Annotated in this window: 10 protein-coding genes and 2 pseudogenes; 11 read left to right on the forward strand and 1 reads right to left on the reverse strand. The window is 35.0% G+C overall.

Going from position 1 to position 26,408, the window contains the following annotated elements; genetic code table 11:
* Positions 1-71 precede the first annotated feature (71 nt).
* From AAG068_RS07975 to AAG068_RS08025, 11 genes and pseudogenes are all read left to right on the forward strand, one after another.
* On the forward strand, positions 72-938 hold the full coding sequence (locus AAG068_RS07975; RefSeq protein ID WP_270705612.1) for a 5'-3' exonuclease: 867 nt from the start codon (positions 72-74) through the stop codon (positions 936-938).
* 357 nt (positions 939-1,295) lie between these two features.
* Positions 1,296-1,436 (forward strand): FbpB family small basic protein, encoded by a 141-nt coding sequence (locus AAG068_RS07980; protein WP_048527108.1) that lies wholly within the window; start codon positions 1,296-1,298, stop codon positions 1,434-1,436.
* Positions 1,437-1,765: 329 nt separating this feature from the next.
* Entirely contained in the window at positions 1,766-2,959 is a 1,194-nt protein-coding gene (locus AAG068_RS07985; protein WP_342718827.1) for an acyltransferase family protein, read from the forward strand.
* Entirely contained in the window at positions 2,960-3,703 is a 744-nt protein-coding gene (locus AAG068_RS07990; protein ID WP_342718828.1) for a YveK family protein, read from the forward strand.
* Entirely contained in the window at positions 3,690-4,310 is a 621-nt protein-coding gene (locus AAG068_RS07995) for a CpsD/CapB family tyrosine-protein kinase (protein WP_157829835.1), read from the forward strand. The genes AAG068_RS07990 and AAG068_RS07995 overlap by 14 nt, the downstream gene beginning before the upstream one ends.
* 18 nt (positions 4,311-4,328) lie before the next feature.
* Positions 4,329-4,967, forward strand: coding sequence for a sugar transferase (locus AAG068_RS08000; RefSeq protein WP_342718829.1), 639 nt, complete (start codon positions 4,329-4,331; stop codon positions 4,965-4,967).
* A gap of 37 nt (positions 4,968-5,004) precedes the next feature.
* Positions 5,005-6,448: pseudogene (locus AAG068_RS08005) on the forward strand (oligosaccharide flippase family protein).
* Positions 6,449-6,451: 3 nt separating this feature from the next.
* Positions 6,452-7,666 (forward strand): O-antigen ligase family protein, encoded by a 1,215-nt coding sequence (locus tag AAG068_RS08010; protein WP_342718830.1) that lies wholly within the window; start codon positions 6,452-6,454, stop codon positions 7,664-7,666.
* Complete coding sequence (locus tag AAG068_RS08015) at positions 7,641-8,441, forward strand: glycosyltransferase family 2 protein (RefSeq protein ID WP_342718831.1); 801 nt, start codon at positions 7,641-7,643, stop codon at positions 8,439-8,441. The genes AAG068_RS08010 and AAG068_RS08015 overlap by 26 nt, the downstream gene beginning before the upstream one ends.
* Positions 8,438-9,490: a glycosyltransferase family 4 protein gene (locus AAG068_RS08020; RefSeq protein WP_342718832.1), complete on the forward strand. Its 1,053-nt coding sequence runs from the start codon at positions 8,438-8,440 to the stop codon at positions 9,488-9,490. Before AAG068_RS08015 ends, AAG068_RS08020 begins: the two co-directional genes overlap by 4 nt.
* Before the next feature lie 91 nt (positions 9,491-9,581).
* Positions 9,582-11,129: a hypothetical protein gene (locus tag AAG068_RS08025; RefSeq protein WP_342718834.1), complete on the forward strand. Its 1,548-nt coding sequence runs from the start codon at positions 9,582-9,584 to the stop codon at positions 11,127-11,129.
* A 111-nt stretch (positions 11,130-11,240) separates the two neighbouring features.
* Here AAG068_RS08025 and AAG068_RS08030 read toward each other — a convergent pair.
* A pseudogene (locus AAG068_RS08030) lies at positions 11,241-26,287 on the reverse strand (beta strand repeat-containing protein).
* Between the last annotated feature and the right edge of the window lie 121 nt (positions 26,288-26,408).

Here is a 26,408-nt window from a genome sequence, read left to right on the forward strand (position 1 = left end):
AGAATGGTAATCTATTTATATAACCTTACGTGATGACGTGGGGTTATTATTTTTTTGGTAGGAGAGGAATTATGAAAAAAGTATTATTAGTTGATGGTATGGCACTATTATTTCGTGCTTTTTATGCAACAAGTGTCTACGGACAATTTATGAAACGACAAGATGGTACCCCTACAAACGGGATTCATGGTTATATGAAACATTTATTAACAGCTATGCAAGCAATTGAACCGACACATATCGTAACATGCTGGGATATGGGAAGTACGACTTTTAGAACAGAATCGTTCTCAAATTATAAAGCGAATCGTGCAGCGCCGCCTGAAGAATTAATTCCGCAATTTGATTTAGTACAAGAAATGACTGCGAAATTGTCCATTCCAGTTATCGGAATGAAAGGGTATGAAGCGGATGATTGTATCGGTACGCTTGCAAAACAATATTGTAATGAAGCGGAAGTTTACATTTTAACAGGTGATACGGACTTACTGCAGCTTGTTGATAAGAGCGTTACAGTTATGCTTCTGCGCAAAGGAATTGGAAATTACGAGTATTACACACCAGAGAAAATTATGGAAGAAAAAGGTGTGGAACCGTGGCAAATCGTGCATGCAAAAGCTTTCATGGGAGATACGAGCGATAATTACCCAGGTGTAAAAGGTATCGGTGAAAAAACAGCGTATAAACTGATTCAAGAGCATGGTACAGTAGCAACTGTACTAGAAAATGTGGCATCTTTAACGAAAGCGCAACGTACGAAGATTGAAAGTGATTTAGAGAATTTAAATATTTCATTACAATTAGCGCAAATTCATTGTGAAGTTCCTATTTCATGTTCGCTAGAAGAAGGATTACACACAATGGATGAAGAAAAACTACGATTCGTTTGTGAAGAAATGAATTGGGGAAGACCTGAAATATTAATCAATATGTTGTAAATAGTTTGAAAAGAAGGATGTTGCATAAGTCGAAATTTGACTAGGTGACACCTTCTTTTTTATTTTGAAAAAAAGAATTTTAGTAGATGAAAGTATATGGAATGTAGCTTGAAATATATAAATATTTCGACAAGGTAAATTGATATAAGATGACGTAAATGGCGATTTATGTAATGAAATGAAGCAACTACAAAACTGTTTTACGTAGATCTCTTTTTCGTGTTCACAAAGTTGTCAGAAAATAAACGGAATTTTCATGTAAAGTTCAAATGGAATTCACAACAATCAATTATTATAAGAACAACCAGATAATTCTTTATCTTTTATATAAACCATCCCCTAAGGAGGACAATAAAAATGAGAAAAAAAGTGAGAAAATCTTTTAAACAATTATTAATTGAAAATAAACAATCACTATTAAATAATAAAGAAAATATGAAAGAAATTGAGGAACGAATTGAGAAACGACATGTCGCATATAGTGGCTCTAGCAACTAAATAAGGTAAAAAAAGATAGCCGATAAAGGCTATCTTTTTTGTTTTATATTGAAATAACTATATTTCCCTCTTTAATTTTTGTAAATATACAAGATATTTTCATAGTGTTTTTCTACCAATTTTTTTCATTTTTCGAGGTTGAAATTGGTATATACCACTTTAAGAGATTCACTATTCATAATATTACAAAAAATGTTACAATACATTCAAAATTACGCTATAAATCATTTTAATATGAAAAATTGGAATGAAAAGAAAGGAGAGGAATATGAATAATGGTGTCGCTTTGAAATGATTATTATCATTTCATTAGGAGTTGATATAAAGCGATGAATAGGTATGAAGAATTGGATTCAATTAGAGGAATTTCTTCATTAGTAGTAATGATTGGTCATCATTTAATGATTTTTTCAGTATTTCAAAATTACAGTTATGAAGATAATAAACCATTTGTTATGTATCTATTAAAAGAAACGCCTGCTCGCTTAATGTTTAGTAGTGGTAACGAATCGGTTATTATCTTTTTTGTTTTGAGTGGATTTGTTTTGTATAGTTCCATTCAAAACAACTACGATAGTTATGGGTCGTTCCTTTTAAAGCGTATATGCAGAATTTATATTCCATATATCGTAGCAATACTTATAGCTATTTTATGCCAAACTACAATGAGTGAATATGGAATTTCTTATTTAAGTGAATGGTTTAATCGCTCATGGACGATTGAAAGTTCTTTAAGCTTAATCGTGCAGCATATATTATTGGTTGGGAAATATAATACAGATGCATATAATGGCGTAATTTGGTCACTTGTTCATGAAATGCGAATATCAATAATTTTCCCGTTAGTTTTGATGGTTTGTTTACGAAAAACGTTGAGGGATTCGTTATTGACATTGTTTAGTTTTAGTATATGTTCTGTCGTGATTCTATTATTATTTCACTCAAGTTTAACATTAACAAGCTATGCATTAACCCTGCATTACACAGTACTGTTTTTACTAGGAGCACTAGTTGCGAAGTATAAAAATAATCTAATAGTTTTTTATAGTAATCGTACTAAAAATGAGAAAATTGCATGGTTTTTATTAGCGATTTTACTTTATATGTATGAAGGGCTTATCGGAGAAATTAAAGTGCTCAATAATTTTATATTTCGAGACTACGTAGTAGCGATAAGTGCATGTTTATTTGTCATATTAAGTTTGTCAGTATCAACTTTGTCATCCTTGCTACGTAATAAATACTTATTATATTTAGGGAGAATTTCTTACAGTCTTTATTTATACCATATCATATCTTTATTTTCCCTTATGTACATGCTTCATGAAATATTACCGTTGCCTATCATTTTAATTTTTTCACTCGTTTTTTCGTTTATACTTGCAATGCTTTCGTATATATTTGTAGAAAAATTTGCATTCAGAGTCGGAAAGTATGTAACAAAGCAAGCGAATAGAAAGAAGAAAGGGTTATCTGTAAAGAATGATGTGCAGAATATGAATCATACAAAGGCGGTGAAATAATTGAAGCAAGAAATTAGTATGAAGGATTTTCAACAGTTATTGAAAAGAAGGATAGTAACAATTATTTTGACGATGTGCTGTTTAACTGTTTCTCTAATTCTTATCTCTATGTACGTATTAAAGCCTTCATATCAATATTCAACACAAATTCTCGTTGGGAATTTAGATGAGTTTAATAAGGAAAATTCAACAAATAAAACACAGGAAAATAAGCAACTCGTAACTTCGTATGTTGATATTTTAAAAAGTCCACTTATTATTTCAACCGTCAAAAAAACTTTGAAATTAGAGCAATCAAGTTATGAATTAGCTCAAAAGATTTCAGTGGTGAATATGGAAAATTCACAAATTGTTACTGTTACAGTAAAAGATTCGGATCCTAAAATTGTAAAAGAAATTGTAAAGTCACTGGCAGAACAATCTCAAAAAAGCTTTCAGCAGTATACGAATGTACAGGGAGTAAAAATATTAACTGACCCTGAGTTACAGGAAAAAGCTGAAAAACTGTTTCCGAAATTTCAACTTATTATCCCTATTTCTTTAATTGTTAGTTTTTTTGTTGGGGTAGGTTTAGCTGTATTTCGGGATTATTTTGATGAGCGTATATACGTGGAACAAGATTTGGAGAAAATAACAACAATCCCTGTTATTGGTTACATAAATATGAAACCAAAAAGAAAAAAGAAATCTACAGAAGTTGATACGCAATCATCTATATATCGAGGTGAACATGTCGATGTTTAAGACAAAGAAACAGCTTCCATTTGATCCGCATGATGCTTTAATGAAAGAGCAGTTTTATACGCTGTATCACGAGTTGAAAAAATCGGGAAAACAAGTGTTCACAATTAGTTCAACGAAGGATAGAGGCGTTGTTGCCTCGCTTATAGTCAATATAGGGCTAGTGTTTGCAGAAATGAAAAAAAAGGTATTACTTATCGATGTGAATTTTTCCGATCCTAAGCTACATCTACTATTACAAAGCAACCATACGAAAACAGTGAATGATATAATAAGCGATCCCTCCTGTAGTTATGAAACTTTCTCTAGTAACTTATCTAAATACTTATATTGTATTCCCGCAAAAAAAACAGTACATACCGGTACACCTTTAGTTGCTACAGATGAATTTGATTATGTAATTGCAAAATGGAAGGAAGATTTTGATTACATTTTCTTGTACTCCTCTGAAGTATTTGAGCTTCCTGCTACGCACATGATTGCAGGGAAATGCGATGGAGTGGTCTTAGCGGTCAAAAAGAGAAAAGATTCCCTACGTACCGTGCAAAAAGTGATAGCAAATATAAAGAGGAAAGAATGTGAATTAATAGGTATAGTTTTATATTCTTGAATGTGGGGGTAACGATTTATGATTCGTGAAACAAATCAAGCCAAGTTGTATACGATTCCGGCCCAAGAAAAGACCAGTATTTTGAATCGAAGTATAAAACGCTTGTTTGATACTATATTTTCACTCATATTGTTACTAGTAACGCTGCCAATTATGTTGTTCTTTTGTATTATGATTGCTTTCGAAACAGCAGGAGCTCCAATTTATTTTCAAGAACGTTTAGGGATGAATGGAAAGAAATTTAATGTATTTAAATTAAGGTCGATGGTAAAAAATGCTGAAATAAATGGACCACAATGGGCAGATGAAAATGATTCAAGAATTACTAAAGTTGGATCATTTATAAGAAAAACGAGAATTGATGAATTGCCGCAACTTTTAAATGTTTTAAAAGGTGATATGTCTTTTGTTGGACCTAGGCCAGAGAGAGAATATTTTTATAAACAATTTGATGCCTATATTCCGGAATTCAAGGAACGTTTAATTGTGAAGCCAGGGGTGACAGGATGGGCACAAATAAATGGAGGGTATGATCTTGATCCGAAAGAAAAGCTGAAATGGGACATGGAGTATATTGAAATGAAAATGATTAAGATGGACATTCATATTTTATGTAAAACCGTTTTAATAGTATTGAACGGTAATGGTGCAAGATAAATATATGTAAGTAGGTTGCTTGCAAAGGAGAACAGGTATGGATAGATCTATTTTAAATAATATTCTCCATCTATTTTATAGCACGATTTTAGCTAATCTTCTTCAGGCTGTGAGTTTAATTGCTTTAGTAAATTTTTTAAATGCACAAAATTATGGGATGTTTAGTGTTGCCATAGCAGTGACGTTTGTTATGTTATTTTTTACAGATTTAGGACTTACGAATACGTTTCTTCGAGAAGGGGCAAAAGATGGAGTAGACTTAGAGATGATTTTATCGTCGTATATAAAGGTAAGGATGATTCTACTTATTTTTATTTCTATAATCGGCTATATTGCTATTCATTATATGTATGCGGATAGAAATTTGATTTATTTGATGATAAACGTAATGTTTTTCATGTTAATAGGATTAACTTGGCAAAATATAGGGATTGCCTACTTTCAGCTGACGGAGCGTATGAAGTATGAAGTATATAGCACTTATTAAAGTTGTATCAGCGGCAGTTGTCATTATCATTACATGTTTTTGTATTTTCGGAGAGTTACCAGTTTATATAACTGCGCGTTTATATGGATTTGGTTATATGATCGGTGGTGTATGCAGCATATATGTAATGAAAAGAAAGACGAGTATGAATATGGAAGTTGTAATTCATAAAGCGTTATTTTGGCAAGTGACACCTTTTATTATTAGCGGTTTTTTAATAATGAGTACGCCACAATTAGCACCTATCATACTTAACTATACATTGCCATTAAGTATGATAGGTATTTTCGCGGTGGCGTATCGGATGCCAGCAGCTTTATACCAAGTACCAGGGGTGATTGCAGGAGCGTTTTATCCAGTGCTCTTTAAGCATTATAATCAGAATAAATTAGAAGAGCATACGAAATTAAACTTACTTCAAATAAAATTAATGGCGATCGTGGGAATATGTATGACGCTAGGTTTATATCATTTAGCACCTTACTTTATTTCTATATTTTTTCATGAGGAATGGAGAAATGCAGTAGAGCCACTCCAAATATTATCATTTCTCATTGTACTGCAAAGTTTAAATATTGCTATAGCTGATGGTTTAACAACGAGTGGACGTCAAAATAAAAGAACGGTTGTGCAATGTATAGCTTTAGTGATAGGTGGGACTATGCTTTATAGCTTTAGTAGTATTGGTGGAGTGATAGGAGCGGCTTATGCTATGGTTTTATTTGAAATTGTAGCTTTAGTTGGGTATATAGCGGTAAGTGTAGTGAAGGGGAAAATTGTATTGCAAATTGTCATGCCTTATACAATTTATTTTGGCGTAACTTTTATTGGAGTGCAATATATATTGCATACATATCATTTCATTGCACTCGTTTTTAATACGTTAATCGTAATAGTTGGTATATTCCTATATGATTATGAGCTGAAAAAACTTCTTCTTTCGTTTATAAGAAAAACACGCAAAAAGGATTATATTACGAAACAGGGGATATAGCCTATGGAAAATAATATGAAAATATCGATGAAATGGATTATGCTCTTAATATTATTTGTCATGTTAAGTAAATACAACATATATATTGGATTTTCGCTGAAGATATATATGATTTTTTTAGTCATATATTTTTGTTTAACAGTTAAAAACTTTCATATTCAAAAGCTATATTTTCATGAAGTTGTATTTTTACTATTTTATTTCATCTATTGTTTCAGTGGAATTCTTTCTATATATTTACATGCTAGTATTCGTATGATTTTTGGTGTGCTATTTGTTTTAGGATGCTATTTTATAATGAGAAATTTAGTAGGAAATGTTGAAATAGCAACACTTGAATCATCTATTGTCTATGTAGGAATTATATTTAATATTGTAAGTTTAATAATGTATATAGTCGGTTTACAGCACTTTGGATTGTATGGTGGAGAAGAAAGAGAAATTTTTGCTGGACTATTAGTTGATAGAGGCTATCCAAGGTTAATTGGTTTGCTAGATGATCCTAACATTTTTATCTTTTATAATACAATATTTTTTATGTATTATATGACAAACCTACATAATATGACGAACATTTTAGGATTGATTTTATGTGTTACGACAAGTTTATTAACTTTCTCAAGGGGAGGAATATTAGCACTTGTGCTCGTTGTTTTTGTATATGTATGTACATCTAGTTTTGCGAAAAAAATAAAAATAATAATGAGTTTACTATTGTTTGGTGTAGTGATCTTCAGTTTATCGAATAGTGTAATGGGTGGCCAATTGGATGACATATTGAATAAACGAATTTCTGATTTTTCGCATGATAATGGAAGTGGAAGATTTACATTATGGGAAGCTGCTTTTAAATATTATGTATCCAATCCATATATCGGAATTGGTGCGTTTAATTTTTCGAATTATTATGAGTTTCAATTTAACGAAAAATTATATGTGCACAATACATTTTTAGAAATTTTGTCTGAATCGGGTACAATTGGTTTTCTTTTATATAGCGCTTTTTTATTCATATTAATGTTCAAGTTAACGCAGTATACTCTGTTTCGTGAAAAACCGTTTCTTTTATTGACCATGATTGGATTTTTATTTCAGATGATGTCATTGTCACTCATTATTAACGAAGCGTTCTTTTTATTTTTAGCAATGGTTGTGAAGTACATTTCAATATATGAAGGAAGGGGAAAGGTAGATGGTAAAATGTCTATCAGCACATAATAAGGCGCCTCATGTTTCTGTAATAACACCTTCTTATAATAGTATACGATTTATAGGTGAGACGATTTTATCAGTACAAAATCAATCATATGAAAATTGGGAAATGATTATCGTTGATGACACTTCAACTGACCAATCTGCTGCAAAAATTAAAGAGATAATAGAAGGGGACTCGCGTATTAGGCTAATATCATTAAAAGAAAATGTTGGTGCTGCGAAAGCTCGGAATTTAGCGATTGAAGAGGCGAGAGGAAGATATATTGCTTTTTTAGATAGCGATGATATATGGTTGCCACATAAATTGAAGACACAATTGTTATTTATGGAAGAAATGAATGCGGCCTTTTCATATGCAGGGTATAGTTTAATCGATGAAAACGGTAATGAACTAAATGGAGAAGTGAATGTACCAAAATCTGTTGACTATCATCGTTTGGCAGGAAATACAATTATCGGTTGTTTAACGGTAATGATTGATCGGGAAAAAATTCCGCATATTGAAATGCCTAATGTGCAGCCGGAAGATACAGCGCTATGGCTAAACTTATTACATGAAGGGCATGAAGCGAAAGGAATACAGCAAGTGTTAGCGAAGTATAGAATTGTAGAAAATTCTGTTTCGAGAAATAAAATGAGAGCGGCTTTTCGGTATTGGAAATTATTAAAGGCACAAAAACGATTGAATGCAGTGCAAATTTTTTACTATTTTAGTAAGTATGCTTTTCATGCCTATAGAAAAAATAAAATCAATGTAGTTGGGAAGACACAATTATGAATATATTGTTGATGACAGACAAATTGATAACTGGAGGAGCTGAAAGTTATTTCTGTAAATTGGAAAGCAATTTGCGTGATGAGAACTTTACAGTTTATACAGCTGCAGGTGATGGAGAACTATATGAATCTCTTACTAGAAAAGAAAATTTCATGTTGCTTAGTCGATGGAATCATTTGAAAAATATTTATTACTTGCGAAGAGAAATATGTGATCGAAAGATAGAAATTATTCATGCCAATAGTTTACGAATGGTTTTATATTCATTTCTACTTCAAAAGTTTATGAAAAAAAAGATAAAAGTCGTGTATACGAAACATAATGTAACGATATTAGAAAAGAAAATGCCAATTCTTTTTCGTTATTTCATGAATAAATATGTGAACAATATTATTACAGTAAGTGAGTTTGAAAAAAATAATTTAATTTCAATGCATGTAGCTGCAGAAAAAATAAAGACGATTTATAACGGTGTGGATATTGAAAAGTTTTTATTCCGGCAGAAAAAGACAGAATCTACTTATCATGTAGGGATATTAGCTAGATTATCCAAAGAAAAAAACCATCAACTATTTGTAAAAATTGCAAATGTGTTGAAAAAGAGAGATGATTTTAAGTTTTATATTGCTGGTGATGGACCAGAGAAAGAGTCTATTATGAAAGAAATAGAAAAGTATGGATTGCAGCAAAATGTAAAGATGTTAGGGAATATTTTGGAACCATATGGATTTATAGGAAATATGGATGCCTTACTTTTATTATCTTTTCGAGAAGTGTTTCCGATGGTGGTAATTGAAGCGATGGCCACAGGGACACCAATTATTTCAATAGATGTCGGCGGAATAAATGAAGCGGTAATAGATGGAGAATCAGGTGTTTTGATATCTGAATATTGCGAATTAGGATTTGTAAGTGCGCTTGAGGAATTAAAAGAGAATGAAGAAAAGGTGAATGGTATTAGACTGAAAGCACGAGAGAAAGCAGAGAGATATTTCTCGTTAACAAAAATGATAGAAGAAACGAAAGATTTATATGAATTAAACAAATGACTGTAGAAGTCGTTTGTTTTTTTATTATAGAAACTTTTAAGATAAAACTCACATATTATATGAAAAAGGTAATATGAGGAGTGAATTTGTTTTGACAGAGTATATTTCATCACAAGAAGATTGTGCACCTGAAGATAGTGTCCATATTGATTGTTTTGGTGCAGTTCCAAACTCAGGAAATGATAGTTCAATAGCGATTCAACAAGCGATTGAATACTGTGTATCGAATCGGATTTCCACTGTAAGAATTACAGGCGCAAATACGTACAAAATTGTAAAGCCGATTGTTATTAAATCAAACGTAAGATTAGAGCTTGATCCTACTGTTACGTTGCAAATTGATGGAGATTTTAATGCGTTTGAACTGCAACAAAATGCGTCTATAACAGGTGGTACAGTTCAAGTTATAAATCCACTGTTTCAATCTGCAGTTATTTATGTGTCCGGTTCACAACAAATAGAAGTTCCTAATCACTCTCTTATATCAAATATAAATATAATAAATGCAACGTCGTCATATAAAGGTAAGGCTATATACTTTTATTGTCAAAAAGCATGGGATTATATTAGTTTCTTTCAAGTTAACTTTATTCAAATTAAAAACTTTCAAACTGCAATACATTTGAAGACAGAATATATAGATGATATAAATACACCTTGCTGGATTAACGCAAATGTATTTCAATCTATATTTATTGATGGATGTCAGTATGGGGTTGAAGTAGATGGAAATAGTGATTTGCCAAATGAAAGTTCAGGCAATACATTTCATGATATTCAAGTACAATGTAGACAGCAAACGAAAAAAGTAATTCGTTGTACGGGTGCCTATAATACATTTGATTGTATGATTTGGGATACGTACCGGATGAGTAGCGAACCGATTGTCATTGAATTTTCTTCTAATTCGCATCGCAACTACCTTTTTTCGAATTTACTTTCCACAACTATTGTCGATAAAGGACAATATAATGTTTGTAAGTCTACCTATGAAGAATCTCTTCGGGTTCAGTTGCCAATTACGTTAAATAAACCACATTTAATAGGGAACCAAGATGATATATTAGTAAATGCTCAGCAGAAGTATACTGTTAAGCAAGCAAGTGGGAAATTACCTTACGGGGGGAATCTTGCAAATTGTTTTAATTTAATAGATGAACAAAGTGTAAACTATATCGATGTTCCAGATAGTAATCCAGTTGTGATTGAATTAGATTTTACGAAAAATCCAATTCAAATGTTGAATTGTTTTGGCATGTATTTTGGATGGGGAGAGAGCCCGAAGAAAATTAAAATTGAATATGCATTAAGTGCAACTGGAAATTGGGTTGTTGCATCGGATGTTCCATTAAATGTAGGCGATACAATTATATCGAATATGAAGGCGAGTCAACTATATAAAGTAAGAATTACACTCAGTGGTTACGTTCAAGACCATAAACGTTTTCGGATTAATCGTATGTTTGCGAGGTCTTCTATGGAGAATGGGAATGCTTGGTTAGCGACAACTGGTGGAAGAATGTTTGGAGATATTGAAATAGAAGCAAGTAAAGGTATCATTATGAAGACTGCTAGTGGAGCAAAATGGAAAGTAACGATTAATGAGGCTGGCCAACTTATTACGACTAAAATAACTTGAGATGATGATTGGTTGTAAATGCTTGAACAAATTATTAGGTAGTACGATAAAGGGAATGAAAAAGAGATTGTAATTTGGTTTCAACCAAACTACAATCTCTTTTTGTTTAAATTAATCCCACCAAATCCAAGTCCAAAGGTAATTTCGTACATTTCGAGGAGTAATCCGTATGAAGTGTTCACCGTCAAAGAAGCAATTAAAATTTGGAAGTGTAGCATCTGGATTTTCTGGAACAAAGGTGACGATGTTTTCGTTACTTGTAATAGTTACTGTAATTGGTGGGGCGGTAGGCGAGACTTGAAGTTGTAACGAAATATTAGCTGTATTTTTAAATTCATTATTAGCAGGTGGACTTATCACTTGTACTGTGAATAACACGATAATTGTTTCGTCTGGTTCTAAATTAGTAGCGACTAGGAAACCGATATTTGGATTCGCTAGTGGGGAACGTTCGTTGTTAATAAAGACTGTGCCGTTCATAAATTGTAAACCTGCTGGAATGGTATCTTGTAACGAAACATTTGAAAGTGAAATATCAGAAGTATTCGTAATGCGCACCGTATAATCAAAATATTGGTTTAAATAAGCTGAGCTGACGGAAGCGTTTTTTACTACTGTTGCAGTTATAAATTGAACTGGTATACGAACGGTATTTGAATTAACAATAAAAGTAATAATTGGGTCCTGTGGTGTCAATTGGAAAGCTGCTGTGACTGTTGCAGAATTGATAATTGAACTGTTTGAAGGGATAGACGTGACAAGAACTTTAAATGTTATCGTTGCTACTGAGCCAGCAGATAAAGAGCCGATATTAATACCAATGTCTGGACGGATATTTGGAACTAGAGTACCGTTAATCGTTACACTGTTTTCTATAAATGTTGTACCAGCTGGAATCATATCTAAAACGGAAGTACTTACTGTAGGAATTGAGGAATCATTAAATATCTCTAATGTGAATGTAATAATATCTCCAATAAAGACAATTGATTTATCAGCTGTTTTTTCAATTTGAATCATCGGATAAATGATTGTTGTTGTAACAGTATTTGTTTGTTTTGTAACGGTATTTATTTGCCTTGTAATCGTAATAGGTGGTTCGGTCGGACCAACAATAGACGTATAGGAAATAGTAGCATCGTTATTGATTGTAGATTGAAGAGTAGAAGAAGAGATTGTCACTTGGAATGTAATAATAACGGATTCATTTGGAGCAAGATTTCCTAACGTAATACCATTTTCAGGATTTGCATTAGGTTGATTGATTCCATTAATCGTAACACTACCAATAACGAATGTCGTATCTACTGGTGCCGTGTCTACTAGAATAATATCTTCAATAGTGATATTACCATTATTCGTAATGGTAATGGTGTACGTTAAAGTTTGACCAGGTAAGGCACTCGTGAAATCAACAGCTTTTATCGCAATGACATTATCATTTTGGACGGTTGTTGTGACAGTATTTGTTGTCGTAGTATTTGTAACAGGTACGTTATTTGGGTTGACTATATAGTTAAAAGTAGTGATTGCTTGGTTGTTGAGTTCGTTTTGTATTGGAATAGAAGTCACAGTTACTTGGAATGAAGCGATAGCGTCTCCACCTACAAGTATAGTACCAATTGGTATGCCACTTACTGGATTCACTCCCGGAAGAGTTTCTCCGTTTACAATAACGCTATTTTCTATAAACGTAGTTCCTTGGGGAATCATATCTTGAATGACTACATTATTTGCTGCAACATTACCAGTTTGATTGAGTGTAATCGTATACGTTAACGTGTCACCGACCGTTGCAAATGCAAGGTCAACAGCTTTATTACTATTCAAATTCGCGTGATTAATTTCTGTTAAAGCAGCTGATGAAATAATGGTTTCGGTAATAGGTGGTCGATTTGGTAAAGTGTATTCATATTCAATTGTACTCGTGTTAGAGATTGGATTGGTTTGCGGAATCGAAGTAACCCGTACTTGGAATAGAACAGTTGCTGTCGTATTAGGCGGAATGTTATCAATTTGTATCCCGCTAAGTGGATTGTCATTTGGACGGGCGTTTCCATCCACAATAACACTATTCTCTATAAAGCTCGTATTCGCTGGAATGATATCTGTAACGATAATGTTTTCTACTTGTATATTCCCATTGTTTGTAATGGAAATTGTGTAAGGGATAATGGTTTGTAGATCAGTGTATTGGATAGGCGTTGTTTTTGTTGCAATTACATTAGCAGAAATAACTTCAGTGAAGGTAATATTACTAGTGGATACTTGTTCCTCGCCATTAATTGTATAACGGGAAGTTGATTGATTTTGAATACGACCGCTAGCTGGAAGAGCTACAACGGTAACAGAAAATGTGACCGGGATAGAAACGTTAGGAGCAATCGTTCCTACAAGTATACCAGAACTTGGATTCGCGTTAAGCTGAGGGATATTATTTACTAAAACGCTACCGTCTATAAAGATAGTTCCATCAGGAATACTGTCTGTAAATATAACAGCAGTAGCATCTGTATTCCCTGTATTCGTTAAAGTTGTTGTATAAGTTAAAATGTCACCAATCGTTACAGAAGTTAAATCAACAGTTTTCAGTGAAACGATATCAGCATTATTAATTTGAACGAAAGTAGTGTTGGAAGTAGTCGATTTTTGAATTGGTGCAAAGTCAGGATTGAAAATAAAATCGTAGACGATGTTTGCAGTATTAGGTGTTGGGTTTACAGCAGGTAAATTCGTAACGGAAACTTGGAATGTTATTGTAGTTGATTGACCTGATGCGATATTAGGAATGGAAAAGCCGATATTCGGATCTGCTGCAGGAAGTACAGGGTTGTTAACTGTTACACTTCCCGGAATAAATACTGTTCCATCTTCTATCGTATCTGTAAAAAAGATGGAGTTAGTTGTAGTGGAGCCGTTATTTTGAGTGAGTACTGTATATTCAATAGTTTCATCAATATTTGCTAATACTGTATTAGCGGATTTTGTAGCGATAAGAATGGCATCAATAAATTGTATATTTGTAGTATTGGAAGATGTCGTTTCTGAAATTGGTGGTAAGCTTGGGTCTGGCTGATACTCATAGTGGATGACAGCGATATTATTAATGTTATTTTGAGAAGGTGTAGAGACTACGTTTACTTGGAATGTAACGATAATTGTATTGTTTGGAAGGATAATATCAAGGGTGATTCCGGTAATTGGATTTTCGTTAGGTCTTGGTATGCCATCTACAAGAATGCTATTTGGAACGAATGTGGTGCCAGCAGCAATTGCGTCAATGAGGAGAGTATTTGTAATAGGTACTGTACCAGCGTTTGTAACTGCGACTGTATATGTGATGTTTTGACCGATACGTGTAATAGATCTGTTTGCGGATTTAATTGCACTAACATTTGCCGTCCGCACTTCCGTGTTTACTACATTTGATAACGATCTACGCTGAATAATTGGAGAACTAGGGTCAATTTGGTATTCATACGAAGTGTCTGAAATGTTAATGACTGTATTGCCCTCTGGTATATTTGTAAGTTGTACTTGGAATGAAATAGTGACTGTTTCATTTGGTTGTATCGTGCCGAGGCTTACTCCATTTTCAGGATTCGCTCCAGGCTGAATGACATTATTTATTGATAAGCTATCTTCAATGAATATAGTCCCTTCTGGAATGTTGTCAATGAACACCGTATTGTTAGCTGGAACAGTTCCTATATTTTGTAGTGTATTTGTGTAGGTAATAAATTGCCCAATAGATACGAAAGTTACATCTGCGCTTTTAACAGAAATAATATTTGCATTTTGAAGTGATGTTGTAACAATGTTAGAATTTGCAGAGCGATTCACCGGTGGAGCTGTAGGAATACTTACATATTGATAAGTTGCTGAAGATTGATTTATTATTTCGGTTTCAGTAGCTGGATTATTTGTTTGTACTTGAAATAGTATTGTTTTGGAACTGTTTGGTGGAATCGTTCCAATTGGTATTCCGTTTTCAGGATTTGCATCAGGCTGAAGTACACCATTAATTGTGACGCTGTCGGGAACGAATGTAGTCCCAGCTGGGATAGAATCTGTAAAAATAATAGTTATTGCGTCAACATTTCCGCTATTTTTCACTTCAGAAATATAAAGTATAGTTCCGCCAATATCTACAGTTATTGGATTGGACGTTTTTGTAATTGTCAATTGTGCTTGCACGAAATTTGTAATGACGATATTACTTTTAGATGTTTCGGTAATAGGTGGTTGCCCTGGGTCTGGTTGAATTGCATATGTTGTATTAGATTGATTTGTAATCGATTCTTGCGAGAATGGATCGTTAATAAAAATTTGGAACGAAATCAGGTGAGTAGCGTTTGCTGCGAGGTTAGGCAAAGTAACACCTGCATTCGGATTTGCACCAAGTATAGCTGTCCCGTTAAGTGTAAAACTATTTTCTACGAATGTAGCCCCTTCTGGAATCGTATCTGAAAATATGAGATTCGTAGCTGGAATATTTCCGGTATTTTCCAGTGTTATCGTGTAGGTTAAAATGTCGCCAGTTGTTGCTTGTTGTGCATTGACTGCTTTTAAAGAAAGAACATTCGCATCTGAAATTTGTGTGAAAGCTGGATTAGACGTAATGGTTCGAGAGATGATAGGAGCAGTTGGATCGGCGATAAAAGTATAGTCAATACGGGCTATATTAGAAATTGGATTCACGCTTGGAATGGATTGAACGATAACTTGGAATGTGACGGTGACGATTTCCAAAGGTGCGATGGAGTTTAATGAGACCCCTACGTTTGGATCAGTACCTGGAGCTGAAATGCCATTAATAGTCACGCTATTCGGAATAAATGCAGTTCCTTCTGGGACCAAATCTGTTAAAGTAACTGTATTTGCAGTTGTATTCCCGTTATTTTGAACGACTACAGTGTAAGTGATTGTACCGTCAGTAGATTGTACGAGGGAATCTGTATTTTAAATTACAGATAGCGATGCATCAACGACAGCTGTATTTACCGTATTTGATGAAGATGTTGCTGTAACTGGAGGTTGACTTGGGTCGACAATATACGTGTAACTTGTAAGTGCTTGATTTATAATCGCTCCTTGCGGTGGAATAGAAATTGCAAGAAATTGGAACGTAATCGTAGCAGAATCACCTGGTGCGATAATGCCAACTGGAATACCGAGAGTTGGACTTGCATCTGGAAGTGAAATTCCGTTAAGCGTAACACTATTTGGAACAAATAATGCCCCTTCAGGAACTCCGTTAATGAGTAATACAGAATTTGCGGGGAAGTTTCCAGTATTCGTTAATGTTGCTGTATACGTAATGATATCTCCAATCGATACGATTGTACGATTTGCTTCTAAAACAGTTGTAACAGTCGCGTTATTAATTTGTGTGGAAGCACTATTAGAATTTATTGTGCCTGTAACGGGAGGAGAAGCTGGATTAACTATAAATTCGTATTGAATAGATGCAACGTTTGTAATTGGGTTCGAAGGTGGAGTAGATGTAACTATGACTTGGAACGTAACGGTTAAGGAACTACCGGTGTTCACGGTTCCGATATTAACTCCGTTATTTGGATTTGCATCTGGAATGGTACTTCCATTTACAGTAAAACTATTTTCCACAAAAGTTGTTCCTGCTGGAATCGGATCTGAGAAATTTACATTCGTAGCGTTTGTATTACCGCTATTTTGAATTAAAACTGTATAAGTGATCGTATCGCCAATATTCGCAAAGGCAGTATTAACAGTTTTTACAGCTGAAAGGATTGCTGAATTAATAGAAGTAACGAAGACGTTTGTTTCCACATTTCCAGGCTGAGCCTGTAATGCATTTCCTACATTATATTGGAAGTTTACAAATCCTAAGTTTTGGAGCTCTGGTGTGAATGTTGTTGGATTGCTTACGATTTGAACTTGGAATATGATTGTTACAGTTTGATTTGGAATGATCGTATTTATGCCAATACCGTCAATGATAGAAGCAGATGGTAATGGAGTGCCATCAACAATAACTGATCCTGCAACAAATTGTGTCCACAATGGTATCGGGTCTGAGAAAATAACGTTATTGGCAGGAATATTTCCAGTATTCGTGATCGTAGTTGTATACGTAATCGTATCACCAATCGTTGCAAAAGCTTTATCTCCAATTTTAGTGGTAGCTAAAATAGCACTTTCAATTGTTGTTGTTGTAACACTATTTGAAGTAATGTTTTTTGAAACAGGAGGATTAGCTGGATTGACGATATGTTGGAAACTAACGCTAGCTTGATTAGTAATTGGATTTATAGGCGGAATTTCATCGGCACTAATATGAAAAGCTACGATGACAGACTGGTTTGGCGCGATATCACCAATTGGAACGCCTGTAATTAGGTCTGCATTTGGGATAGTAGTTCCATTGAGTGTAAAACTATTCGGTTCAAAGGAAGTTCCGTCTGGAATCAAATCGGTAAAAATAACATTCGTCGCACTAACATTTCCGCTATTTGTAATCGTAACGGAGTAGATAATATCTTGCCCAATATCTATTGTTGCTACATTTGAATTTTTTTTGTGCAGTAAGGACGGCGCTATTAACTTGTGTTGTCGTTGTGTTAGATTGATTAGAAGTTGGAATGAACGGCTGATCTGGATCAACAATATAACGGTAAGTGGTAAGAGCTGAATTAGAAATAGGATTGTTGCTTGGTAGGGTTGAAACAGTGGCTTGAAATGTGACAATTGATGTGCTTCCACCATTAATTGAACCGATATTTACACCAGTAGATAAATCAGCGTTTGGAATAGTTTGCCCATTAACTGTGAAACTGTTTGGAACGAAACTTAAATTGCTATCAAGTATATCGATAACGGTAACATCAGTTGCAGACACATTCCCGGTATTAGGAAGGTTAAGTGTAAATGTTATTGTATTACCAACGTCCGCAAAAGTAAGATTTGCTGTTTTTGTACTAATAATAGTTGCGTTGTTTATTTGAAGAAGCGTCGTATTAGAATTAGCTGTGCTTGAAACGGGAGGATTAACAGGATCAACAGTAAACTCATATGTCGTTGATGCTGTATTTGGTGCTGGGTTACTAGGAGGGATATTGTCCACGGTAACTTGAAAAACGATACTATATATTTCATTTGGTGGAAGTGTTGCAAGCGATACACCGGTATTTGGATTCGCCTCAGGTTGTAAAACACCATCAACAGTTAATGTGTTAGGAACAAATGTGAGTCCACTCGGTAATATATCCGTGAATACAATATTAGTCGCATCCGTATTTCCTATATTCGAAATAGAAGTAGTATAAAAAGCAGTTTGCCCGATATCTGCAAAGGAGACACTTTCATTTTTCGTCATGGATAATATAGCTTCTTTAATTTGCGTTGAAACAGGATTACTAATTGAAGTTTCTGTATCAGGCGGTGAGACTAATTGATACGATGTTGATGAGAAATTTACAATTGGGTTTTCGGTTGATAATGATGTTACAGTAACTTGGAACGCAACTGTTACTGTATTCCCAGCTGTTATAGTCCCGATATTTACACCATTTGATGGATCCGCACCAATTTGAGGAATTCCATTAATAGAAAATGTGTTTGTAATAAATGTAGTTCCGCTTGGTATTGTATCTGAGAAAATAACATTTTGTGCGGATGAGTTTCCGTTGTTTGTTAAAGTGACAGTATAGGTGAGTGTGTCTCCGATATGGCTAAATAATTTATCAACTTGCTTTGATGAAAGAATGGTAGCTGTATTAATGGTAGTAAATACTGTATTTGAAGAAGCGGTTCGTGAAACAATGGGTGCATTTGGATCAGCAATAAATGTGTAAGACGCACTAGCGGAATTGGCAATAGGATTTTGGATTGGTGTAGAAGTAGCGGTAACTTGAAATGCTATAGATATTGAGCTATTAGGGGCAATTGATCCGATTGTTATCCCTGTATTAGGATCGAGTCCGATTTGTGTACTGCCATTGATTGTGACACTATTCGGAACGAACGTTGTACCATCTGGTATAAGATCAGTGAAAGTAATATTCGTTGCATTTGTATTGCCGTTATTCGTTAAAATGGTTGTATAGGTAATGGTATCACCTAGCGTTACAAGTGTTTGATCGACTGATTTTACCATCGTTATCATAGCATCTAGTACAGGGTTTGTAACAATATTCGTTGCAGTAGAAGTAGTAACAGGAGTTCCGTTTGGATCAACAGTATAAGAATATAAGATTGTGTCATTATCCATAATCGAACTTGAAGAGGGCACAGAAATAACATTTACTTGGAAAGTAACAGTTACTGTTTCACCAGGAGCGATATTTGGTATAGTTACTCCGAGTGCTGGTCGTGCACCAAGTTGCTGAACACCATTGATTGTGACTGAATTTGGTATAAAGGTAGTGTTAGATGGAATAGCGCTTGTGAATGTTATATTCGTTGCTGGTGTATTTCCTGTATTCGTAATAGTCGTTGTATACGTAATCGTATCTCCGACAGAAATAATAGATTTATCGGCACTTTTTGTGGTAGCTAATATTGCGCTGTTTATTGTTGTAGTAACGGTATTAGATGAAGCTGTTTGAGTGATAAGTGGTTGACTCGGATCGACAATATGCTGAAATTGTACAGAACTAGAATTAGAGATTGGATTTATACTTGGAATGTTTGTTACAAGTACATTGAGAGTAATAACGGTCGTTCCACTTGGATTTATATTTCCAATCTGTATTCCGTTCCCAGGATTTCCAATTTGTTGAGTGCCTAATTCATTTATAAGAGTTCCAGAAATAAATGTTGTGCCTTCAGGTAAAATATCAGTAAATATCACATTTTGTGATGCTACATTTCCAGGATTGCTTAATGAAATTGTATAAGAAAGTGTATCACCAATTGTTGCGGAATTTTTATCTACAGATTTAACGAGTGCAACTTCCCCAGAATTTATTTGTGTCGAAACAGAATTAGATGTCGTACTTTGTGAAACAAGTGGTAAATTAGGTCCTTTAATAAATTGGTAATCAATAGAAGCTCCGTTTACAACAGGTGAGTTTGGTCCTCCAGGTCCGATTGTAAAAATAGGGTTTGGGATGCTAACTACTTGCACACGGAAGGTGACATTTATAAAATCTCCTGCAATAATATCCCCAATTGGTATCCCGTTTGCTGGATTTACTCCAGGTAATAAAACCCCGCCTACGCGAACACTATCTTCTATAAATACTGTATTATTTGGGATCGGATCTGTAAAAATGATATTCGTAGCAGTTGTGTTTCCTATATTCTCTAATAAAACTGTATACGTTAAAAATGAATTTCCAGGTGCGATGTCAGAAAAAAGTCGATCAACACTTTTCGTTGCTTGGATGATTGCTTCGTTAATTTGCACTAAAGTTGGATTACTTGTAGCTGTTTCTGTCACTGGCGGCTGGGTAGGGTCAACAATGATGGAATATGTCGTACTAGATTGATTCAATGTTGGATTTATAGCTGGTATTGAGCCGACGATTGCTTGAAAACTAACTATTGTCGTTCCTCCAACTGGAATTGCGTCTAAAGAAATCCCACTATCTGGTCTAAATCCGAGTTGTGGGATCGTATTAATTTGTACGCTATCAGGAACGAATGAAAGTTCAGGTGGTAATATATCGATAAAAACAGGTGTGTTAGCGGTAGTATTTCCGCTATTAGTGAGGGTAGTTGTATACGTAATTGTATCTCCAACAGCAGCAAAAGCACTGCTTGCAGTTTTTGTTGCAATAACGGAAGCAGTATTTACTTGTGTGAAAGTTTTATTAGATTGAACTGTTCGTGAAACAGGCGGTTCATTTATATCTACAATAAAGTTATATTGAAGTGATGATTGGTTAGGGATTGGATTAGGGGTTGGAAGTGTTGCAATGTTTACTTGAAAACTGAGTGTAATCGATGCATTTGCATTCAAGTTACCAATATTAATACCATTTTGTGGATTTACATTCGGAACGGTTACACCGTTTATTTTAAAGCTATTTGGGACAAAGGTAGTACCATTTGGAATTGAATCTGTAAATACAATGTTGTTCGCAGTAGTATTTCCTGTGTTTGTAACAGATGAAGTGAGTGTAATCGTATCACCAATCGTAGCGAAAGTTGTACTCGCATTTTTATTTATTACTAAAGTAGCGTCAATAATTGGGGTAGCCGTCGTGTTTGTTACAGTGCTTCCAACAGCAGGCGTTTGGTTTGGATTCACTGTATATTCATAATTTACAAGGGCGTTATTCGTTAAAGTGCCACTAGGAGGAATCTCAAGAATTTTCACTTGGAATGTAATAAAAGTAGTTCCTCCTGGTGAAATATCGTCTAAATGAATACCTAATGAAGGATCTAATCCAGGTTGAAATACGTTATTTATCGTAACAGAATTCGGGATGAAGGATGCACCTGGTCCAAGTCCATCTGTTAAAACTGTAGCACTAGCAGGGATATTTCCTGTGTTCGTAACGGCAATCGTATAAGTAACGATATCTCCAATTGCAGCAGTCGGTGTATTCACTGACTTCGTAGCTATGATTGTAGCATTATTAATTTGAGTTGTTATTACGTTACTTGATGCATTGGCGGATGCTGGAGGTAAGTTCGGGTCTACGACATATTGGTAAGTTGTGTTACTTTGGTTCGGGATTGGATTCGGATTCGGGATGGAATTTACTTGCACTTGGAACGAAATTATCGTATTTGCATTCGGATTTATTGGATCAATTGCTATTCCATTCGCTGGATTTACATTAGGCAGTATATTCCCATTTACTGTTACACTATTTGGAATAAAAGATGTACCGCTTGGAATTGCATCGGTAAATACTATATTTGATGCAAGTGTGTTCCCAGTATTCGTTAAAGTAGTCGTATACGTAATAACATCATTTACGTTCGCAAACTGTTTATCAACAGATTTTACAGAGGTAATCGTAGCGTTATTAATAGTTGTCTGTACGGTGTTGGAGGCCACCATCTGCATGACGGTTGGTTTGGATGGATCATATGTGTATTGGAATGTAGTGCTTGATTGATTTGGAATTGGATTTGCACTAGGAATAGTTGGTACAAAAACCTGGAATGCAACGGTACGTGATGAATTTGCTCCTATCGTACCGATAAGAATGCCGTTAGCAGGGTTTGCATTGGCTATAGGGACGCCGTTAATCGTTACAGTATTAGGAAGGAAGATGGTACCAGCTGGAATGATATCTGTAAATGTTACATTAGAGGCAGGGATATTACCGTTATTCGTTAAAATTGTAGCATACGTTATGACATCGCCAACATCAGCGAAATTTGTGCTTGTTAGTTTCGTAGCAACAATATTAGCGGTATTAATTTGTGTCGTTACTATATTGCTAGTAGCATTTCTAATAACAGCAGGTAAATTTGGATCTGCGATAAAGCTATATTGAAGTGCAGCACTATTTTGAACTGGATTTGGTGAAGGTAAACTATTTGCACTAATTTGGAAAACAATTGTTGTAATGCCGCCTGCTGGAATCGTACCAACTTGAAGACCAACACTTGGATCTGCACCTAGCTGTAAAGCGCCGCCTATAAAAATACTATTTGGTACGAGTGTCGTACCAGGAGGGAGTATATCGGTAACGACTACGTTATTTGCTGGAATATTTCCAGGGTTAGCTAGGGCAATTGTATATGTGATTGGTTGCCCAACATCGGCGATAGTTAAATCTACATCCTTGAAAATAATAACATTTGCTAAATTAATTTGTGTACTTACAGTATTACTTAAAGATGTTTCTATAGTTGGTGGATCTCCTGGATTTAAAATAAAACTATACTGTGTACTAGATGAGTTAGTTGTTGGATTTTGCGCTGGTAAAGAGGTGACAGTTACTTGATAAGAAACAGTAATTTCACCGTTAGCAGGAATGGAAGGTAACGGAACACCGATGTTCGGATCTGCATTATTTTGTAGCACACCATTAATAAGGAAAGTGTTTGGAATAAAGGTAGTGCCATCTGGATTTGTATCTACGAAAGTTGGACTATCAGCTGTAACGCTTCCTGCATTCGTTAAAAGAATGGTATAAGTTAATTCATCCCCAACAGTAGCAAATGCTCGATCCACTGTTTTTGCTGAAATGACATTTGCGTCATTGACTTGAGTAAATGTAGTGGTTGAAGTTGTGTTCCTACTTACAGGGGAAGCATTTGGATCCACGATAAAGTTATAGGAAATAGAAGCACTATTTGAAATAGGGTTTGGATTGGGAATGCTAGTTATTAATACTTGGAATGAAGCTGTAATTGTAGTATTCGCATTGATGCTACCAATGCTGATGCTAGCTGGTGTAACACCTGACTGAGCAACATTGTTAACTATAACACTGTCTGGCACAAAGGAAGTACCGTTCGCAATTGAATCGGATAGTACTACATTGTTCGCCGCAACATTTCCATCGTTTGTAAGAGCAAAGGTATAAGTTAATATGTCACCAACTTCTGCAAACGTTTGATTTACAGACTTAGTAGCATGAAGATTTGCTAGTCTAATTGTTGATGTAACAGAATTAGAATTTGCTGTTTTTGAAGTTGGTGGCAGACTTGGGTTTACAGTATATAGGTAAGAAGCGAATGCATTATTAATGATAGGATTTTGGGCGGTAATATTGATGACTGTTACTTGGAAAGAAAGAGTAAAAGTAGCTCCGCCAGGAATTGTTCCGATAGGTAAAGCAACGAGAGAATCTACATTTTGTAAAACTCCGTTTAGTGTTACAGTACTAGGCGTCAATATTGTTCCATTTGGAAGTGGATCTGTTAGTTGCAGCTGCATTTCCACTATTTGTAATAAGAATTGTATAACTGATTGTTTCACCAATTGTAGCAAATTGTTTATTTGTTGATTTTGTTAATGTTAAATTCGCATTGTTAATTTGAGTGGAAACGAGATTAGAAGAAATGTTTTTTGTAACGGGTGATTGGCTAGGATTAACGGTATATTGATAAGAAGCGCTTGAACCATTAGATACGACATTTGACGCTGGAATTGTATTTACTACTACTTGAAATGAAATGTTTTTTGTCGTACCGGTTGGGATGGATCCTATATTTACACCATTAGCAGGATTTGCTCCCACTTGTGTCGTTCCATCTATCGTTAAACTGTTGAGAACAAAAGTTGTTCCAGTAGGAATGACATCTGTAAAAATAACGTTGTTCGCATTTGTATTACCTGTACTTGTAAAGGAAACGGTGTATGTTAGTGTATCACCAATATCTGCAAAATTTTTATCTACTGCTTTTGTCATAGTTACAGTAGCATTGTTCACTTGAGTAGAGACAATATTCGTCGTATCAGTCCCACTTACTGCTGGTTGATTTGGTACAGGGATGTATTGATATGTTGTTGTGCCACTATTTAATATTGGATTTGTTTGGGGGATGGACGGAACGAATACTTGAAATGAAATAGTAGTAGTGGAATTTGCGGCAATAGATCCAATTGATATACCAGTAGCGGGATTTGCTCCAGCTTGAGTAACGCCGTTAATAGTTACACTTCCCGGAATGAAAGTAGTCCCGCTAGGAATCGGATCCGTATATATAACGTTCGTTGCGGCGATATTTCCTATATTAGCTAAGGCGATACTGTAAGTTAACGTTTCACCAATATCAGTAAAAAGTTTGTTAACTGATTTTGTTCCATTAATATCTGCGAGGTTAATTTGTGTTCCAGCAGAGTTGCTTGTTGCAAGACCGTTAAAAGTAGTTCCACCGGCAATTGGTGTATATTGAAATGTAATATTCGCAGTGTTAGAAATTGGATTTTGATTTGGAAGAGAAACGACAGTTGCTTGGAAAGTTACTGTACGAGAAGCATTGTTATTAATTGTTCCAAGAGATATACCAGCAGCCGGGTTTGCATTTGTTTGAGGTACGTTATCTACCGTTACAGTGCCAGGTATGAAGGAAGTGCCGTTAGGGAGTATGTCTGTAAAAGTAACGTTATTAGCAGGTAGAAGGCCGGTGTTAGGGATAGTAACGGTATAAGTGAGGACATCTCCAATTGCTGCGACGCTTTTATTCACGCTTTTCGTTGCTTGTGTGTTTGGTGAGTTTATATTAATTTGTAACCCGACTGTATTTAACATATATGCATCTCCGTTAGTTGTTAAACGGATTGCAGCTGAGACTTGGGAATTTGTTAAATAAGGAGAAATATCAATAGAAGTAATGTCCCAACCTTGCCGGCCTGCGGAGATATTTGTGCTTGTAGCGGCACTTTGATTTCGCGTTCCAAATGTCCCAGTTGTATCTAAGTTTCCTGCAGCATTATTCACTTGAGAACCGAAGAAGTTATTTACCGCATTATTTGGCCCAGATAAAGCATTTAATGAACTGAAATTTGGTCCAAATAACGCTTGATCCCCTGTTATATCTGCATCTCCTTCAATAGAACTTAAAAATAATCTCCCGCTTACAGGTCCTCCTGAAGGTGTTAAGAATCCAGAAACAGCTACATCTGCACTACCAGTATCAGCAGAAACACGGTTTCCAGCTACGTAAATTGTTAAGTTTCTTGCTGGTAATGTCCCGTTTTGATAAGCGACGATAAGCGTCCATCCAGCTGAATTAATTGTTCCATTAGAAGCATCTATAGGATCTACAAGTCCAGGGACAGCTCCCGTAGTATAAGAACCAGAGCCTCCAGCTTGAATAAGGGTTGTTACGTCTGCTGAACGCGTGTAAAAGCCAAATGTAATAGAATTTGAAACGAAAGTTTGATTTGAAGCTGTAACAGCTGAAGGAGTAATCGAGTATGTTGAAACAGGTGTTGTAAAAGAAACCTGGTTTCCTAATACACTCGTAATGTTTTGATCACGAGATAAATAGTTTCCACCCCAAACGAGTTCTGCGTAAAGAATCGTACTACCAGCAGGTATATTTAAAAGAGCGGTAGAACTATTTTGTGTATAGTTTAACGTTGTACCAGCAGGAAAAGTAGGTACTTGTAAAGCAGTATTTGTAGTTGCGAATGCACCAATTGCTCCGATTGTACCAGCACGGTTTTGATTACTAATTTTACTTAATCCTAAAGTATTTCCTGTAATAGCGAGTGCGCCGTTAGTGGTGGTAGAAAATCGATTCGTAATGGGCATGTTGTCACCTCACTTACAATATAGTCTTGGTCAAAATAGGATATGTGTGTGACAAATAAAGGGAAACATGTACAAGTTGATTTAGTAATAATGATTTAAATGTCTAAATAAGGGGTTGGAG

This window comes from Bacillus paramycoides (assembly GCF_038971285.1).
Taxonomy (GTDB): Bacteria; Bacillota; Bacilli; order Bacillales; family Bacillaceae_G; genus Bacillus_A.

Coding starts and splice junctions, on each gene's coding strand:
- AAG068_RS07975 (WP_270705612.1), top strand. CDS start 72: ATGAAAAAAGTATTATTAGTTGATGGTATGGCACTATTATTTCGTGCT.
- AAG068_RS07980 (WP_048527108.1), top strand. CDS start 1,296: ATGAGAAAAAAAGTGAGAAAATCTTTTAAACAATTATTAATTGAAAAT.
- AAG068_RS07985 (WP_342718827.1), top strand. CDS start 1,766: ATGAATAGGTATGAAGAATTGGATTCAATTAGAGGAATTTCTTCATTA.
- AAG068_RS07995 (WP_157829835.1), top strand. CDS start 3,690: ATGTCGATGTTTAAGACAAAGAAACAGCTTCCATTTGATCCGCATGAT.
- AAG068_RS08000 (WP_342718829.1), top strand. CDS start 4,329: ATGATTCGTGAAACAAATCAAGCCAAGTTGTATACGATTCCGGCCCAA.
- AAG068_RS08010 (WP_342718830.1), top strand. CDS start 6,452: ATGGAAAATAATATGAAAATATCGATGAAATGGATTATGCTCTTAATA.
- AAG068_RS08015 (WP_342718831.1), top strand. CDS start 7,641: ATGGTAAAATGTCTATCAGCACATAATAAGGCGCCTCATGTTTCTGTA.
- AAG068_RS08020 (WP_342718832.1), top strand. CDS start 8,438: ATGAATATATTGTTGATGACAGACAAATTGATAACTGGAGGAGCTGAA.